Source organism: Dyadobacter sp. CY261, from assembly GCF_021440085.1.
GTDB lineage: Bacteria > Bacteroidota > Bacteroidia > Cytophagales > Spirosomataceae > Dyadobacter.
The window spans coordinates 558317-574879 of sequence record NZ_JAKCPW010000001.1 but is presented as its reverse complement, the minus strand read 5'-3'; the positions used below and the strand labels follow the sequence as shown (position 1 = coordinate 574879).

Sequence of the window (16563 nt, the reverse complement as noted above, 5' to 3'; positions counted from 1 at the left end):
AACCTGTTTAAATGAAGTTTTTAAAAATATTTGCGGTGCAATTTTGCCTTTTCGCCAACTACGCATTCGGCCAGGGACAGCAACCGAGTATCTGGATTACCAACGAGAATGAAGTTCCGCTTTGCTCATTTACTGAGATGAGGATCCCGATCGAGATTTCCGGCAAATTCAATGCGGATAACAAATTCTTTATCGAACTGCTCAACCAGAGCGACAACAGGCCCACAGCCCGCTATGAGGCCACATTCCGGGAAGGATCGCTGATTTTCAGGATTGATGATGATAAATCTGCCGTGGAAAACAGGCTCTATTTCAGGATCGTTTCGACCAGCCCGGCCATACAATCCTCCGTTTACTCGAAAACGTTTTACAACCGCGGACAGGTTTCGCTGGCCCGCAGCGTAAGTGTCGGCGACACGCTGAACACCGGAGCGGGCCTTGGGCTTTTTGCCAACGTCACGGCGAATAACACCGTGACGATCACCCTCAACGATAGCTCGGTTCATGAAGTTATCCGATCCGACTACCCGTCGATACTCCCGCTTACAGCTTCCAAGTCCGGGGAGCTGTTCATTGTAAAGGCGATCAATACTTGCGGAGTGCCCGTGCCATTTTCGGGAAAAGTTTCGGTGACGATCAATCCGGTAACCATTGTCCCAGGCAAAATAATCAATACGGCACTCTGTGAAGGCAGTGAAATGGAACTGACTTATGCGGTCGCCGGTGGAACTATCCCCGAATCGGCCACATTCAAGCTACGTTTTCTGAAAGGCAGCTATTCGGATCCGAACGAAAAACGCACCTTTGAAATACCCGCCAGAAAGAAAGCCGAAGGCATACTCGTTGCTAAACTCCCGGATGATGTTGTGACCTATTCCATGCCCGTGCTGGTCGCCATTGTTGTGGATGCGCCCAAACTTGTGAGCCCCTATTCCACTTACTTCACCATTTACGAGAAACCAACAGCCTCATTCTCCAGTGAAAGCGCCACCGTGAAGATCGGTGAAAGTTTCTGGATGCAGTTTGCGATTTCGGGGCCAGCACCGCACACCGTGGAGCTTAGCAACGGAGGCTCTTATACACTGGATCAAAATCTTAGCCTCACACTTAATCCGCTAAAAACTGAAACCTTTGCGATCCGCTCGCTGAAAACAGCCTGTGGCGTTACAACAGACCTTCCCAAGCAAACAGTGGTAGCAAATGTTCCGGACGGGATCGTGATCAATGCGTCTCAATACAAAAAATGGCCGGTATGCGAAAACCAAACCGTCCGACTGCCATTTGCGAGCAATGTCGCGTTGAATGCAAATACGAAATTGATAGTGGAAGGGACTACGGCGAACAATACTACCTATCAGTTCGAAGCGAAGCTGGTAGGTGATTCCCTCGAATTCTTCATTCCGCATTCACCGGCCTCCTGGACTACCGAGGGCTATTTCAGCATTGCCAAAATCCGTGTCAAAACCACCAATCCTTCCTACACATCCGCGGACTGGAATGCGCTGGTTGTGCGCGGGGTACCCAGGGTCGGGTATGAATCCTACCTTTCGCGGACACTGCCCTACCCGCAATATCATGAATACAAGCTAATCGTTTACGGCGGCGCACCGTTTGGCATGACCGACGATAAGGGTGACAAAAGCTATGCGGAATATTCGGAAATGGCCCAAAGAATTTTCATTCCCGCATCCGGTGCCTACGGGCCCAAAACCGTAGAAAACAGCTGCTATTCCAGCAGCGACCTGGCCAAAATGAATTTTACCGTGAATCCCTATACCAGCCAGGCACCGGTGATCGTGGTGGCCCCGCCGGCCCGGAAATATTACTGCGAAACGGATAGTGTGGAAGTTTCCTTCGAAGTTTTGGGCACATTCGGCGCAGGGAATGAATTCATGTTGAACACACGCGCCCACTCGGGTGAGAATTGGATCAAAATTGGGAAACCTGGTCGCTTCAAGGTGGCCGCCTCCGCATTTGAAAAGAATAGCTACACCTATTTGCAAGTCAAATCCACCAATCCGGAAGTAATAGGCAGCGCTGGAAACTGGCTCGTGGTCGATCGTCAGCCGGCGCTGTTGTACCCGGAAGATATGGGCCGCTCGAAACCGGATAGTCCCATTATTTTTGATATCGATCAGGTGCCGAGAATCGGGATGCAACTCATAGGCTCCACGCCCTATTTCGCCGAGTTCACAGACGGCACCAAAAACTATCATTTTGAGCAAAAACTACAATATGACGCTTTCAACCCGCCGATGAGCAGGTCCAAAGTGACCCCGTTCACATTGAAATCAGTAGGTAACGTCTGCGGCAGTGTGGACGTGAATATCACCGAGTACCTGTACTGGCAAGCTTACAAGCTGTCGATGGGTTATTTCCCGGATAACCACACTTATTGCGCCGGAGAAGAAATAGCCGTGTCGTTCAAAGTCGAAAACGGCACCGCTCCGGCGGGTACCACCTACTCTTTAAGGATCGCAAAGGACGCGGAACCTTTCCGGACCGTCGCGTCGAATACGACAGGCGCTGATTTCAAATATGTAATCCCTGAGTCGATGGAAGGCAGCTATTCGATCCAGGTTTCCTCCGATGCGGGCAATCAGTCGCGTACCAAGAGTTTCAAAGTCAATAGAAAACCGACCGCGACCGTATCGCTCGCAGATAATCAAACCGGCGAAGTCAGCTACGGCGAATCGGTGATCATCAATTATCAGCTCACCGGCGGCGGCCCCTGGAAGATGACGCTGGCAGAGCAGGGAGAAATAGCCGTATCGGACGCGAATTTCACACAATGGTATATGCTGTCGAAAGCGGCCGATTTCAGGTTACAATCGGTAAGTAATTCCTGCGGATTTGGCCAGGTTTCCGGCAACGTTACGGTGAAAGTGAATCCGAAGATCGTCAATTTCAAACCCGAAAGAACGAGTGTTTGCAGTGGGTCGGCCATTCGCGTTACTTACCATATTGGCGGGGATATTTCCTCCGGAGAAAAAATTGGCTTTTACCTGACCAATGCAATAGGCACGCGATTTGAACTTCCACCGACTACCGCGACCAAGGGGACTATTGCCCTGCCGATACCTGCCGCATTACCGGGCGGTGGTTACGACCTCACCTGCTACATTACGGGTTCCGACATTTCGCTCTCGCAGCAGATCGCCATCAACAAAGCTTCCGATATCGAGTTAAGTGGTAACACGACCATCAATCCCGGCGACTTTACCTACATCCATATCCGCCCGAAAAGCGAGGGCAATCAATCGCTGAATGTGACGCTGTCAGACGGCACTACCCTGAATTTTGCACTACTCAGTCCGACAGACATTTACCACGTGATGGTGTTTCCTGCCAAGACCACCACCTATACCATCACATCAGCGGGAAGCAGTTGCGGAACCGTAAAATATTCTGGTAGCGCCATTGTGAATGTTAATGCCCCCTCGGATCGCAAGGTAAGGGTCTCGGAACTGAACAAATATGGTACGGTTTGCGAAAACGATACCATACTGGTCTATTTCGTGACATCCGGCACCTTTTCAGCTGGCAATCAATTCTCAGTACAGTTCTTTGACGACCAGGGCAAACTGGCAAAATCCCTCGGCGGCAACGCGAAAGAATCGCCGCTGAAAGTCGTTATCCCGGCTGGCCTCTCGACCACCATGTTTTACAGGATCAGGGTAACCGCTACCGACCCTTACACGGCTTCCAGTGATTATCAACAGATCATGCCGATTGGCGATAAAGCCAATGCATCGTTCGCAAGCAGCAGCGCACTACTTGATGAAAGCGGCAAAGCGCATGTCGTAGTGCTTCTTGGCGGAACCGGGCCGTGGCGATACACGTATGGAAGCGACCTTGGCTCGCTAAGCCGGTATGCGGATATTTCACCGGACACCATCCTGATTACCAGCAAAGAGCCTTCTGCCTATTTCAAATTGCTGTCGGTTACCAACGCATGCGGCAATGGGACGCTCATCGAGCCTACCACGCTCAGGGTCGAAGTGGTGCTGGGCAACGAAGAAAGCGGAAGTTTAGAAAACCTCATCTCGGTCGGCCCGAACCCGACGGCCGAGCAGGTGACGGTGCGGTTTGCGGACACGTCCAGAAAAGAGCTTACATTGCTGCAAGTCGATGGCAGGCGTATCTGGACGAAAAACAGCGCCGAAATTGAGGAAACGATTAACATGAGGCAATATCCATCCGGGATATACCTTCTGAAAATGGAACACAAAGGAAAATCGCAGGTGTTTCGGATCATTAAGGAATAGGGCAACATTATCATTATATAAATACCTATCCGTTTTTACAAAAACAGCCCGCGCAAGTGATTGTCGCGGGCTGTTTTTGTATTAAAATTAATGCTAAACCCTCAGCGTCCCACGGAAGCCACGAGCGGCGTAGTAGGATTCCGCGCCATTGTGATAATAGAAAACGGTATCATAGCGACGGTCGCAGAACACCGCCCCGCCTAGTTTCCGGATGTCCGCGGGCGTCTCGACCCAGCTCGATGTTTTCAGGTCGAACTTCCCGAGCGTTTGTAAATGCCGGTATTCTTCCTCGTTCAAAATCTCGATCCCGATCTCGGCGGCAATGTCCAGAGCGGTATTTTCGGGCTTGTTCTCTTTGCGGAAATTCCAGGCGTCACGGTCATAGCAAAGGCTCCGGCGGCCTTTTGGACTTTCAGGCGAGCAGTCGCAGAAGATGAATTCACCGGTTTTTGGGTCGAACCCGATTACGTCCGGCTCGCCTTCGGTCTGCTCCATTTGATCGAGCGACCATAGTTTCCCGCTTTTCGATTCTAATCGGGCCAGCACATCGGCCCATTTAATGCCTTCATGGCGGCTTTTGTTTTTCTCAAAACGGGTTTTCAGCGTCCCGAGCAGCTGATCGCGACCCTCGGCGGACAGTTCTTTTTTATCGCTCATGTGATTTCTTCTGAATGATGTTAATAAAATGTCTTGATAATGTGGACCTTCTGCGAAAACGCTAGTCGTTCAAACCTTTGCCGTTCATGATATGCGGTATATGTTTTTCGATCCTTCCTTCCCGTGTTGTGGATTGTTTCGGGGCTGAAAAATGAATGAGATAGGCTCTTTGCCGACCGGGTGTCAATGCACTGAATGCCTTTTCGAGCGCCGGTATCTCATCCAGTTTTTCCAGGAATTCCGGTGGTATAGAAGGCATTTTGTCGATCTCCACCTTCAAACCTGATTGCTCGGCTGCAATAGCCTCCCGAATATAAGCCTTCAGGACAGGTCCCAGCCCGATAACGTCCTCTGGCGTTTCAAAGCGGATCTGCCGCCCGACCTTTGTATTTTCCCCGGTCTTGACAAGCACATTCTCAGGGTCGGTAAGCAGATAGCCTTTCATGAACAACAGCGCGCAATAGGCTTTAAAACCCTGAATGACCACAATGTTGGTGCCTTCGAACGCATAGCAAGGCTTGCCCCACTTAAACTCCTCGGCCAACCCGCAATCCAGTGCGATCGATCTAAGTTGTTCGATAACCTCACGCCATTTGCCTGATTGGGCCACATATGCATCGACCTTTGTGTTCATAAAGCACTCTTTTTAAATCTGAACCGGAATGAGCCGCCTGCCGGCAGGCCTGAAATACCAGGAAATGACCGTCAGAACCAGCAACAGTAATGGAGGTGCCACCTGCCCGATCGGATCTCCCAACGCCATATGCGACACGATCGCACCCGACATGCAGAAGAAGAAACCAGCGTAGGTCCACTCTTTTAGAAGCGGAAATTTAGGGATAAGTACTGCTACCACGCCCAGAATTTTCCAGACGCCGATCATGGTCAATAAATATTCGGGATAGCCGAGATGTGCGAACATATCCACTTCCTCTTTCATTTTCATGAGCTGAACAATACCAGTCGAAGCCATCCCGAGCGCCAGCCAGGCGGTAAAAATCCAGTAAATGATCCTGTTTCTCTTTTCCATAACCATCTATTTCAATTTGTTTACAACTTCCTGTAAGCGGTTGTGCGCCATATTGATACCCTGGGCGAAGGGCAGTTTCAGCATTTCGTCCCGGTCGGCCGGTGATTTGTACACGATCTGCATCGTGAGTTTACTCGTGTCATCCGTGAGTTTTTCAAATACGAGAAATTCCAGTTGGACCGGAAAAGGCGTATTCTCCATTTCGAAAGTCCGGGTGATCTTTTGCTCGGGTACGAACTCGTGGATCACGCCATTAGCCCGGAACACCACATTGCCCTGCGGATCGGATGTCTCGAATTGCCAGCTTCCATGCGGTTTACTTTCGAGTTTCAGCACCTTGGTACCCATCCATTGTTCTACGATCTCAGGCTCTACATAGGCTTTGAAGAGCAATTCCAGCGGCAATTCGAATTCCCTCGTGATCACCAGGTCCTGTTTTCCGTTTTCGGCATTGATTTTCGTTTTCCGTTCCATATCAGCTTTTTTTGGATTGATAGTTCTTCATAATAGCTTCCAGTTTGTTGAACCGGTCATCCCACATTTGCCGGAATGGTTCGATAAAATCGGCGATCTCTTTCATTTTGCCGGGGTTTAAGTGATAATAAATCTCCCGGCCGGTCTGTTCCTGTTGCAGCAATTCACATTCTGTGAGTATCTGCAAATGTTTGGAAACCGTCGGCCTGGCCGTATCGAAGTTCGAGGCGATCGCGCCCGCTGTCAGGGATTGCGATGCCAGTAAAAGCAGTATGGCCCGTCGGGTCGGGTCTGCTATGGCTTGGAATACATCTCGTCTCAGGTTCATTGCGTAGTTATTTGACTACTAATTTATATGTAGTCATTTAACTACGCAAATTTTTCCCGACTTTTTTTGAAATATTAACAGATAAATGGCTTTTTGTGAGCGTATTGGACTTTTTAGGATAAATCTTTATAAAATATGGAGCGGCGCTTCTTCCTTCTGATTTCTTTATTCCTGTTCGCCGTCATGGCCAACGTGCGCGCGGCACAGCCGGTCAACATCATATTCATCATCGGCGACGACATCAGCTGGGACGATATCGGCGCATATGGAAACGGAAAAGTGAAGACCCCCAACCTGAACAAGCTTGCGCTCGAGGGCATTAAATTCACCAATATGTTCCTGACAGCCAGCTCTTGCAGCCCCAGCCGGACGAGCATTCTCACTGGGCGTTATCCACACAACACCGGTGCCGCAGAGCTGCATTCACCCCTCCCGTCGCATTTGAAATTCTTTCCCGAAATGCTGCGTCAGAAAGGTTACTTCACTGCACTGGCGGGAAAATGGCATGAAGGGCCGGTTACGAAACGTGCCTACGATACATTGCTTGTGAGCCAGAAGCTAAATGGAGAAGGTGGCGAAGAACAGTGGATTAACCTATTGAAAACCAGACCAAAAGACAAACCATTCTTTTTTTGGCTCTCACCTTATGATGCGCACCGGCCGTGGTCGGCAACCACCAATGGCCCACAGCACGATCCGGCCCGCGACGTGGATGTACCTCCTACACTCGTGGATATGTCCGAAACCCGGCAAGACCTGGTGGCCTATTACAACGAAATCGCCCGCCTCGACCATTATGTGGGCCTGCTCGAAAAGGAGCTCGCCGCACAGGGCCTTTCCGAAAATACGCTGATCATCTTTACCGCCGATAATGGGCGGCCGTTCCCGGGCAGCAAAACACGGCTGACCGACGCAGGCATTAAGACGCCGTTCCTTGTCAAATGGCCGGCCGGGATCGGGGCCGGACAAACATGCCAGAGCCTCATCAGCGCTATTGACATTGCACCGACGTTACTCGCGGTCGCGGGTGTCGATGCCGGCCCGACGTTTCAGGGAAGAAGTTTCGCTGCGCTATTCAAAGACCCTTCAAAAGAATTCAGGAAATACATTTTTGCAGAACACAACTGGCACGACTACGAAGCTTACGAGCGTGCGGTACGTACCAAGGACTTTCTGTATATCATTAATAAAAGACCTCAACTGGACAATGGTGGCCCTATCGATGCCAATCAAAGCCCGTCCGCCAAAGCATTAAAAACGGCCAGAAGGACCGGCAAGCTTACCCCGTTACAAGAAGATGCATTCAAGACGCCAAGGCCATCAGAAGAATTTTTCGACAATTTCAAAGACCCTTCGCAAGTCACCAACCTCATGAGCGACCAGACTTACGCCAGTCAAATCCAGACCCTCAGAAAAGTCCTCGCGCAATGGCAAACTGAAACCGGCGACACCGTCCCAGAAAACCTCACCCCCGATTGGTACGACCGCGAAACCGGCAAAGCATTACCCGCCATCAACAAGCGCGGCGAAATGCCGGGGGCGGCGAAAAACGCCGACAGGATTAATCTGAAGGGGCCGTTTTAGGGTTGCTAAGGTTGCTTTAAAATACTCGAATGTCAGCAAAATAAAAGTAATAAAGGCTACTTCAAAAGTACCAGCTCCACTGCCCCAATATCGGCAAACTTATCGGCCATGAGCTTCCTGGCAATCAATTTCAGCTCGCCCTTGCCCTTTGACAATTGCAATTCTCCCACCTTCATCGTCCTGAATTCCTTCTCATAAGATTCTGCCGTTCTTTTCACGCGGTCTGGGCTGGGTATCAACGGTGGATCAAAAGCCTCGGAAATTGTTCCTGAAATATGGCTCTTACCGAGCGTAATTATGAAGGTGTCACCTGATTCCGGACTTGTGTAGCGCACATTCACCTGGTATTTTCCTGGTGTATGCACATCGACATGCCAGCTCGCGTAGGACACCGTATCCGCCCAATTGGCAATCCAGGACGAATTGGGAGCGGAGGCGCTGTATGAAAGTGTGCCGTTGGACGAAGGGTGCAAAATCGCATCCTGAGACGGGAGTACGGTTTTGGGAAATTGGCGATAACCAACTGGAATAGAACGTGCTGAATCAATGTTTTTATAGACTTCGGCGTACCACTTGTCAAATGCCGTGCGAAGGCTGTCGGTCACAGCCGGATGTTTCGACGCGATGTTTGTTTGCTGGGTAGAATCCGCAGCAAGGTCGTATAAAGCATTGTTCTGATAAAGAAAGTGCCCTTTTCTTACACTGTTATTTTTGTTAATGGATAAAAATAACAGCCGCTCCGGCACTTCAGAGGTGGCACCTAGTAGTGCTGGTTTAAGGCTAATACCGTCCAGTGGCTTGCCTCCTTTGGGTGTTGAAACGCCTGCCAGCTCGGTCAATGTAGGAAGCAAGTCGATGTATGCGGCATTGCCTTTTACGAGCTTGCCTGCGGGAATCATGCCAGGCCAGCGGATCAGGAACGGCACGCGGACGCCGCCTTCGCCATTAACACCCTTCCGCCCCTTCATATCACCATTCCAACGCCACGAATTTGGGCCGTTGTCACTTAGGTAAATGACGATCGTGTTGCTGGTTAATTGCAGTTCGTCGAGCTTTTTCAGAACACGGCCAACATTGTCGTCGATGTTTTCGGACATAGCCAGTGCGCTGATAGTCGTCTCTTCATCTTCTTCGCCTTTGTTATGGCTTAACTGCCGGATCCCTCTCGCTTTTACGCGGTTGTAATTTTCATCGGGGACCTGGAAGGGGGAATGTGGGGTATTGTAAGGCAAATAGCAGAGAAATGGCTTGTTTGCCTTCCGACTCTTTTCAATAAAATCGATGGCCTTGTCCGTCAGGTCATCGGTAATATATCCTTTACTTTTCACCGGCTCACCATTATAGTCGACGGTTGTATTGAAGTAATTGGCATAATGCCCGCTCAGCATTCCGTAGAACTCATCAAACCCGCGTCCGTTGGGATGGTAGGGATATTGACTACCATTGTGCCATTTGCCAAAACAGCCTGTCGCATAACCCGCCTTTTTGAGTAAATCTGCCAGGGTCGCCTCGTTGAGGTTCATAAACTCCCTCGAATTGGAGACACCCCAAACGCCCGCGCGATAATGGTAACGACCGGTAAGCAGTCCCGCACGGGTCGGCGCACACAAGGGCGACACATAGAACCTGTCGAATCTTGCTCCCTCCTTCCCGATTTTATCGATATGGGGCGTCCGGACATTTGTGTTGCCGTTAATGCTCAAATCACCCCAGCCTTGGTCGTCGGCCAGTATGAGAACGATATTAGGCCGGGTTTGTGCATTGGCGCTTTCATGGAACAGCATTGCTTTGAATAACACCACAAACAATACCGCCACCGTATATCTCGAATTTTTCATGCTGCTCATGTAAGGTCACTTCTTATAATACCGATCCTGCGTATATTTCGGTTGGTTCTTATCCATCGTCCTTTCAAACTTTTCGGGCTCATATTTCATCGGAAGGATCGTTTTGGCCGTGTAGGCCACCGTATCGCCGGTTTGCTCCTGCCACTGGATCAAAAGCTTTTTCAAGCTTTCTTCCTTCTGTTGGTATGCTGGCTTGCCTGCGAGATTTTCCAGCTCAAACGGGTCCTTTTTCAGGTTAAAAAGCTGGGTATAGTCGCGGTTCGGATAGCGGATCAGCTTCCATTCCTGGTCGCGAACGGCCCGGATCAGGTTCCGATATGCGGTAAAACTGCTCTCCCGCACGCCATTCGCCTTTCCGTTGAGCACTTCGGCAAGGCTTTTGCCATCCACGGCGTCGGGTTTGGGCAGGCCTGCGACCGACGTCAATGTCGGAAAGATATCGTAGAGATATACGAGCGCATCAGACACCTTACTTTTGGGAATACCCGGACCGGTAATGATAAATGGTACTTTCATACTGTGCTCATACAGGCTCTGCTTTCCCAGCAAACCATGGCTCCCCACGGCCAGTCCGTTATCCGCCGCATAAACAATGATCGTATTTTCATAAAGCCCCTTTGATTTCAGCGACTGAATGAGGTCGCCCACACGTGCATCCAAATGGCTGATCAGGCCATAGTAGTCCGATAATGTTGCTTTGATAATTTCCGGCGTGCGGGGCCATGGCGCCAGGTTTTCGTCCCTTACCTGCGCCTCGCCGTAGTCGAACGGGTGCACCGGCTTAAAGTTCGCAGGGAGTGGAATGTCCTTTTCTGGATATTTGCCGATGTAATCCTCCCTCGGTGAGCGCGGGTCGTGGGGCGCGGTGTAGGCAATGTAACAGAAGAAAGGGTTCGACTTTTTGCCTTTGGCATATTCATCGAGATAGGAAAGGGCTGCTTCTGTAAAAATATCAGTTGAAAAGCCTTTTGTCTCTGGTTTGCCTAATTTCCCATTTGCCTCCAAATCCCGTACAGGCACCTGAAAATGATCGCTCATGCCACCCAACATGACTGCCTTACCCTTTTGAAATGAAGCCTCGAATGCCTGTGCCCCGTTGTGCCACTTGCCAGTTCCGAAGGTTTCATAACCCTTTTCGGCAAAGTGCTGCGGCATGGTGCGGACGCCGTCCAGCACGTCATACACATGGAAAAGGCTCCTGCCACTCATAAGCATCGCCCGGCTGGGTGCACAAATGGCGCCATGGTGCCCGCCCATGACATAGCAGTTCGCGAACCGCGTTCCCGACCTTGCCAACTGGTCAATATTCGGTGTTTTCACTACCGCATTCCCTGCTATTCCAAGCGCATCGGCGCGCTGATCGTCGGCGAAAATGAAAAGGATATTGGGTTTTGCGGCAGGTTTTTCGGGGGCCTGCTTTTCAGGTATATATTGGATAAACAACGGCGCAGCCAGCGTAATAAGCCACAACCAACGCAGACCTGTAAAACTTCTCAAAGCGGATCTTGTTAAATATTTTACGAAAAAGCGGGACAGCCAATTTACATACCTATCCCACAGTATTAATAGATTTCACAAGAAAATCGCAACGTTGGCGGCATTAAAACAAAAACCGGCATTCCGATCTGTCACAATCCTGAATGCCGGTTTCTTTTTCAAGTAAGAATTTATTTACCCAAAATTTCAAGCATAGCCTCACCCACGGCTTTGGCCGATTGCGGGTTTTGACCGGTAACCAGCCGCTCGTCGCTTACAACATGGGTATGCCAGGGTGCCGACTTCTCAAATCTCACACCGCGTTCGATCAGTTTGGATTCGAGGGCAAATGGTACCACCTTTTCCATTTCCACCGCAGCCTCTTCCTCATTGGTAAACGCATTTACTTTCTTGCCATTCACCAAATAACTGCCATCGGAGAGCTTAATATTCACTAAACCGGCCGGGCCGTGGCAAACAGCGCCTACAACGCCGTTCTTTTCGTAAATCTTGGTTGCTATGGCCGCCAGTTTTTCGTTATCGGCCAAATCCCACATGGCGCCGTGGCCACCTGCGTAGAAGATCGCGCGATACTCGTCCGGGTTTACAGCGTCCGGCGTCATAGTATTTTCCACTTTCCCGCGGGCCGACGCATCTTCCCAGAACTTCTTGTTGACAGGGTCAGTGAGGTCGAAACCGTCCACGGGCGCCTTCCCTCCTTTTGGGCTTACAAAATCGATCTCATACCCAGCTTCCGTGAGCACGTCCCAGGGATGTGACACTTCACCGAGATAATAGCCGGTAGGCTGTCCGGTATTGCCTTTCGTGTCGTGGCTGGTCACCACGAAGAGAATTTTCTTTTCCATTTTTTGTCCATTTTGAGCGTTCGCCTCGCTGTATGAACCTATCACAGCGGCTGCGAATGCCAGTTTTACCAATGCATTTGCCATGTTCATTTGAATTGTTTTGACCATGCAAAATTGCAGCGGTGACACCGGAAGCGACAGGAACTACATCACCAATTTGGTGTGATGTATGTCACACTAGGAAGACAGGCGACTGAGCGTTTCGCGCGATACGCCCAGGTAGGATGCCAGTACGGTTTTGGGTACGCGTTGCGCCAGCGCGGGATACATTTGCAGCAGCTCATTGTAGCGTTCGGCTGCGCTTTGGTTCATAAACGAAAGGATACGCCTTTGAAGGGCAATGTAGCCTGCATTAGATTTTTTTCTGAAAAAATGTTCGATCTGATGGAGTTCGCTGCAAAGTCGCTCACGGCTGGCCAACGGCAGGCAGAGCACCTCCACATCCTCAATGCAGGTAATATCGAGTGTAGCGTCGGTTTGGTTGAAATAAGCCTGATAGTCGGAAACCCACCAGTCTTCCATCGCCAGTTGCAAAATGTGCTCCTTCCCCTGATCATTGACGAAGGATGATTTCAGCAAGCCTTTGACAACAAAAAAGTCGTTGATCACCCGCGAACCCTGCTGGACAAGAAATTGATGTTTCCGGAATTTGCGGAGCGTGAAATGGGAGCTGACATATTCAAGTTCTGCCGGCGTGAGTGAAATCAGCCTGGCAAAATGCGCTTCGAGGCTCGCGACCATCACAGTTTCTGCCTTACCAAATCGCGGAAAGCCAGGTTGGTCAATATCGTTTTCTCGAAACCTGCCTGGGTGAATATCAGACCATAGTAATTTTTAGATCGGTTGATCCATGCATGAATACCTTTTGCGCTCAGGCATGCAACCTCCGTGGCGACGCCGTTCTGGATTTCATATCTGAAAAGCCCCAGCCCGTAAGTCGGATCTACCTTATTGGTGTTATCCTGCTCCATGAGGGCGATCGACTCCTCTTTCAGCACGCGTACGCCGTTGTAAGTTCCTTTGTTATAAATCATCGTCAGAAAACGCAGGTATTCGTTCATCGAACAAACGATCCCATAACCTGTCTCGGGATTGGCCGGATGGTTGGGGCTGTATACGACGTCCTTCATACCCACTTTGGAGCCGATCCGTTCCTGGAAGATCTGTGCCCAGGGTTTCTTTTCGACCACCTCGGCCATGCGGGAGGCGACGGCAAAGGCCACACTTCCATAAAGCGCCTGCTTGCCGGGAGTAAAAAGCAGTGCGGTACGAAGCGCGATACTGTCGACATTCTGTGCGAGCGTCAGGTCGCTGCGACTATCGAAACGGGATTCTACCACAATACCCGAGGTGTGCGACATGAGTTGCCGGAGGGTAATGTCCTTTTTCTCATTATTGAAGGAAGGTACGTACTTACTCACCTTATCGTCGAGTTTCAGCTTACCCGATTCGATAATGCTCATGATCACGGAAGCCGTCACGGCTTTGGATGCCGACATGATCGGCAACTTGGTATCCGCATTGTATTGGCCCTGCCTGAAACAGTATTCTGTTGTATCCCGGCGACCGATGTATACCATCAGGTCGTTATCATAATCCTTCGCATGCGATCTCAGGAATTTATAGAATTCGAGCCGGTTCCAATACTTCAAAGGCGAAACATCTGGCAAATTTCCAGCCTGACCGTCTTTAAAAAATATACTCCTGATATCGCGGTCCGCAATGGGAATAGGTGTAGAGTCCAGTTCCGTAGCTTTGCCTATACAAGTGGTACACCCGGTATCGACTCCGTCGTTAGGATCGTCGGGCAATGGCTGAGGCGTATTTTTTTGTCCGCAAGAAAAAACCGTAGTAAGAACAAACAGCGTGGTAAACAATTGTCTCATGATCTGCTAACGTGCACAGAATTAGGAAATAGTTTTTTTCTGTAATTCATAAACGGCAATTCTACGAATTTGTACATGAAATAAGCTATTAAATAAATAAAAATATATATCCCCAAAAATATTGCTCCCTGCAGGCCGGAAACGGTGGCCGGGTTTGCTTCATACCATTTGATGAACAATTCTAATACCAGGAAATGCATCAGGTAGAACGAATAGGAGGTCTGGCTAATACTTGTCACAATTCTCACCAGCCAGTCCCCCGGGCGCGGGCAGGAAATCGCATATGGCAACATCAGCGCAAAGGTGAGGCAAAAGAGAGGAAGTAACAGCACGTCTACAAAATAATTTATCTTACCTCCGGCAATCGTATGTTCTACAATCTGGAAACACAATAACAGGAGCATTCCACCCAGAGCCAAGAGCCAAACGCGAACCTTGTGTGACAGATCGTACCTTTCCAGAATGTAAGCTACAAAACATCCGTATGCAATGGCGTCGATGCGGAACATCACCATCTTGCGCATACCGTCCCATTCGCCCGAAGGCGGAACGAACATTTTCCAACTGGGCATCAGCAGTTTTTTACTCAGTAAATGCGTAAACAGGTCGTGCTGGTACATCCAATGATAGACGGACTTGGTAATCAGACCAACGACCAGGAAGACCACGACGGTCGTCAGGTAGATGCGGTAGCGGCTCGCCTTGCTGCCCAATATTGCTGCGATAGCCAACAAGGCAATCGGGAAAGTGAGATAAAACCACTCTTCCACGGCGAGGCTCCACGAATGCGGAAAAAAGCCCTGGGCGGGCGTGAGAAGATTTTGCGCAAAAAAGACATAGAAAATAATGTTGCGCATATCCGAATAAAAGTAGTAGTAAGCTGCGAGTGCTACCCAATAAGCCGGCAGCGTGCGCAGCCAGCGGTTCACCCAAAAGATTTTTACGGCTTCCCAATTAATCCCCGGCTGCAATACCGTACGCAAAATGATCCGGCCGATGAGGAAACCGCTCAGGACGAAAAAAGCTTCTACACCCATTCCTAGCCAGCCAAATGGGAAGTAATCGGAAAAGGGGTTCAATGGCGTGGAATGAGAAAGGAAAACCATCAGGATTGAACAGGCCCGCATCAAGTCCAATCCAAAAATACGGTCAATCTTCCCGGGAGCTTTATTCCTGGCTTTTGTAAAATTTCCAATCATCTACTAGAAGGATGTTTAAGTTTATCTCGAAACGTTTGACAGTAGTCAACAAAAATTAAAAAACTCATTAAAAGTAATAAACAAAAAAGGGATTGATGCCGAGAAAACTAAAACCTATAACGGAGTTGATCACGGGGTTCCGCCACTTAGTGCATAATTAATTTGTCGATCGGTGCATTTTATTAGAGAGACACCCAATTCGCAAAAACTGTTGCGGCAGTCGTCACTGTTCTCCGCCAAAGTTCTGGACGAGGCTTGCGTAGGGCACTTTTTTATGTTTGAAGGGTTCGGGTGATAACCTGGCGGCGCATCCGAGATAGACGTACGCAGGGTTCATCAGGTTACTTCTATGCGGTGGCGACGCCATCCATTGCTCCACTACAAACCTCGCATATGCGGCATACGTAAAAGGTACGCAAGGTCGGCGATCGCTTTCATTTAAGAACTCAAATTCGTTCTCCTGACGTTTCCAGCGGGCCACCATATAATCACCGCTTACAAGGGTCTGATATTTACCGATATTTTCTCCGATCCGTATGAAACGCTTCGTGTACAGTTCCACACGCCGTTGCGCCGTGCGCTCATACGGACTGTAAGGGTTAGTGTGGTTGAAAAACGTACGGTACACCATTGAAGTAGCATGCCCCGACGATGCCAGATACAAACCGGGGTCATACCGGAACGCGGGCAATCCGTATTTCCTCCGCACCTCATTACTCGCATGAAAGACGGCTGCATCGAGAAAAAGCGTGTCCGGATTATTCAGCGGGATTAATTGCTCCGACTTCGGCAATGCGAAAAAACGGCTCTCCTCCAAGCTATAATACTGCTTTTTGTGAAGGTCCAGGCATAATTGCGAATACCAATAGATAACAAAAACGATCAGGGTTTCCATGGCGTTGCTAAACGACTCCGCATCATTTATAACAATACACATGAAAAATAAGC

The 16563-nt window shown here is 49.7% G+C and carries 14 protein-coding genes; 2 read left to right on the top strand and 12 right to left on the bottom strand.

Annotation, left to right across the window (positions count from 1 at the left end; translation table 11 throughout):
- Nucleotides 1-11 precede the first annotated feature (11 nt).
- A complete protein-coding gene (locus tag LZD49_RS02410) occupies nt 12-4268 on the top strand; it encodes a T9SS type A sorting domain-containing protein (RefSeq protein ID WP_234665717.1) in 4257 nt (1418 codons plus the stop codon).
- Between the two features lie 93 nt (nt 4269-4361).
- Here LZD49_RS02410 and LZD49_RS02405 read toward each other — a convergent pair whose 3' ends face one another.
- The 5 genes from LZD49_RS02405 to LZD49_RS02385 all read right to left on the bottom strand — a co-directional run bounded on the left by LZD49_RS02405 (nt 4362) and on the right by LZD49_RS02385 (nt 6757).
- Nucleotides 4362-4925: a DUF4256 domain-containing protein gene (locus LZD49_RS02405; RefSeq protein WP_234665716.1), complete on the bottom strand. Its 564-nt coding sequence runs from the start codon at nt 4923-4925 to the stop codon at nt 4362-4364.
- 61 nt (nt 4926-4986) lie between these two features.
- Nucleotides 4987-5559, bottom strand: a complete 573-nt coding sequence (locus LZD49_RS02400; protein WP_234665715.1) for a YdeI family protein — start codon at nt 5557-5559, stop codon at nt 4987-4989.
- Between the two features lie 12 nt (nt 5560-5571).
- Nucleotides 5572-5955 (bottom strand): DoxX family protein, encoded by a 384-nt coding sequence (locus tag LZD49_RS02395; protein WP_234665714.1) that lies wholly within the window; start codon nt 5953-5955, stop codon nt 5572-5574.
- Nucleotides 5956-5961: 6 nt separating this feature from the next.
- Nucleotides 5962-6429, bottom strand: a complete 468-nt coding sequence (locus LZD49_RS02390) for an SRPBCC domain-containing protein (protein ID WP_234665713.1) — start codon at nt 6427-6429, stop codon at nt 5962-5964.
- A gap of 1 nt (nt 6430) precedes the next feature.
- The gene (locus LZD49_RS02385; RefSeq protein ID WP_234665712.1) at nt 6431-6757 is read right to left on the bottom strand and encodes a helix-turn-helix transcriptional regulator; all 327 of its coding nucleotides are present in this window, start codon (nt 6755-6757) and stop codon (nt 6431-6433) included.
- A 135-nt stretch (nt 6758-6892) separates the two neighbouring features.
- On the opposite strand from LZD49_RS02385, the gene LZD49_RS02380 reads away from it, so the two are divergent.
- The gene (locus LZD49_RS02380; RefSeq protein WP_234665711.1) at nt 6893-8341 is read left to right on the top strand and encodes a sulfatase; all 1449 of its coding nucleotides are present in this window, start codon (nt 6893-6895) and stop codon (nt 8339-8341) included.
- A gap of 56 nt (nt 8342-8397) precedes the next feature.
- On the opposite strand, the gene LZD49_RS02375 is transcribed toward LZD49_RS02380, so the two are convergent.
- The 7 genes from LZD49_RS02375 to LZD49_RS02345 form a co-directional block, all read right to left on the bottom strand.
- Nucleotides 8398-10179 carry a sulfatase-like hydrolase/transferase gene (locus LZD49_RS02375; protein ID WP_234665710.1) on the bottom strand — a complete coding sequence of 594 codons (1782 nt, stop codon included), beginning with the start codon at nt 10177-10179 and terminating at the stop codon, nt 8398-8400.
- Nucleotides 10180-10194: 15 nt separating this feature from the next.
- On the bottom strand, nt 10195-11685 hold the full coding sequence (locus LZD49_RS02370; RefSeq protein WP_234665709.1) for a sulfatase-like hydrolase/transferase: 1491 nt from the start codon (nt 11683-11685) through the stop codon (nt 10195-10197).
- 170 nt (nt 11686-11855) lie between these two features.
- Nucleotides 11856-12620 carry a type 1 glutamine amidotransferase domain-containing protein gene (locus LZD49_RS02365; protein ID WP_234665708.1) on the bottom strand — a complete coding sequence of 255 codons (765 nt, stop codon included), beginning with the start codon at nt 12618-12620 and terminating at the stop codon, nt 11856-11858.
- 87 nt (nt 12621-12707) lie between these two features.
- Nucleotides 12708-13271 carry a Crp/Fnr family transcriptional regulator gene (locus LZD49_RS02360; RefSeq protein ID WP_234665707.1) on the bottom strand — a complete coding sequence of 188 codons (564 nt, stop codon included), beginning with the start codon at nt 13269-13271 and terminating at the stop codon, nt 12708-12710.
- Nucleotides 13271-14416: a serine hydrolase gene (locus LZD49_RS02355; protein ID WP_234665706.1), complete on the bottom strand. Its 1146-nt coding sequence runs from the start codon at nt 14414-14416 to the stop codon at nt 13271-13273. The genes LZD49_RS02360 and LZD49_RS02355 overlap by 1 nt, the downstream gene beginning before the upstream one ends.
- Nucleotides 14413-15615, bottom strand: a complete 1203-nt coding sequence (locus LZD49_RS02350; RefSeq protein WP_255720899.1) for an acyltransferase — start codon at nt 15613-15615, stop codon at nt 14413-14415. Before LZD49_RS02350 ends, LZD49_RS02355 begins: the two co-directional genes overlap by 4 nt.
- 223 nt (nt 15616-15838) lie before the next feature.
- Entirely contained in the window at nt 15839-16552 is a 714-nt protein-coding gene (locus LZD49_RS02345) for a CAP domain-containing protein (RefSeq protein ID WP_234665704.1), read from the bottom strand.
- Nucleotides 16553-16563 lie beyond the last annotated feature (11 nt).

Coding starts and splice junctions, on each gene's coding strand:
- LZD49_RS02410 (WP_234665717.1), top strand. CDS start 12: ATGAAGTTTTTAAAAATATTTGCGGTGCAATTTTGCCTTTTCGCCAAC.
- LZD49_RS02405 (WP_234665716.1), bottom strand. CDS start 4,925: ATGAGCGATAAAAAAGAACTGTCCGCCGAGGGTCGCGATCAGCTGCTC.
- LZD49_RS02400 (WP_234665715.1), bottom strand. CDS start 5,559: ATGAACACAAAGGTCGATGCATATGTGGCCCAATCAGGCAAATGGCGT.
- LZD49_RS02395 (WP_234665714.1), bottom strand. CDS start 5,955: ATGGAAAAGAGAAACAGGATCATTTACTGGATTTTTACCGCCTGGCTG.
- LZD49_RS02390 (WP_234665713.1), bottom strand. CDS start 6,429: ATGGAACGGAAAACGAAAATCAATGCCGAAAACGGAAAACAGGACCTG.
- LZD49_RS02385 (WP_234665712.1), bottom strand. CDS start 6,757: ATGAACCTGAGACGAGATGTATTCCAAGCCATAGCAGACCCGACCCGA.
- LZD49_RS02380 (WP_234665711.1), top strand. CDS start 6,893: ATGGAGCGGCGCTTCTTCCTTCTGATTTCTTTATTCCTGTTCGCCGTC.
- LZD49_RS02375 (WP_234665710.1), bottom strand. CDS start 10,179: ATGAAAAATTCGAGATATACGGTGGCGGTATTGTTTGTGGTGTTATTC.
- LZD49_RS02365 (WP_234665708.1), bottom strand. CDS start 12,620: ATGAACATGGCAAATGCATTGGTAAAACTGGCATTCGCAGCCGCTGTG.
- LZD49_RS02360 (WP_234665707.1), bottom strand. CDS start 13,271: ATGGTCGCGAGCCTCGAAGCGCATTTTGCCAGGCTGATTTCACTCACG.
- LZD49_RS02355 (WP_234665706.1), bottom strand. CDS start 14,416: ATGAGACAATTGTTTACCACGCTGTTTGTTCTTACTACGGTTTTTTCT.
- LZD49_RS02350 (WP_255720899.1), bottom strand. CDS start 15,615: ATGATTGGAAATTTTACAAAAGCCAGGAATAAAGCTCCCGGGAAGATT.
- LZD49_RS02345 (WP_234665704.1), bottom strand. CDS start 16,552: ATGTGTATTGTTATAAATGATGCGGAGTCGTTTAGCAACGCCATGGAA.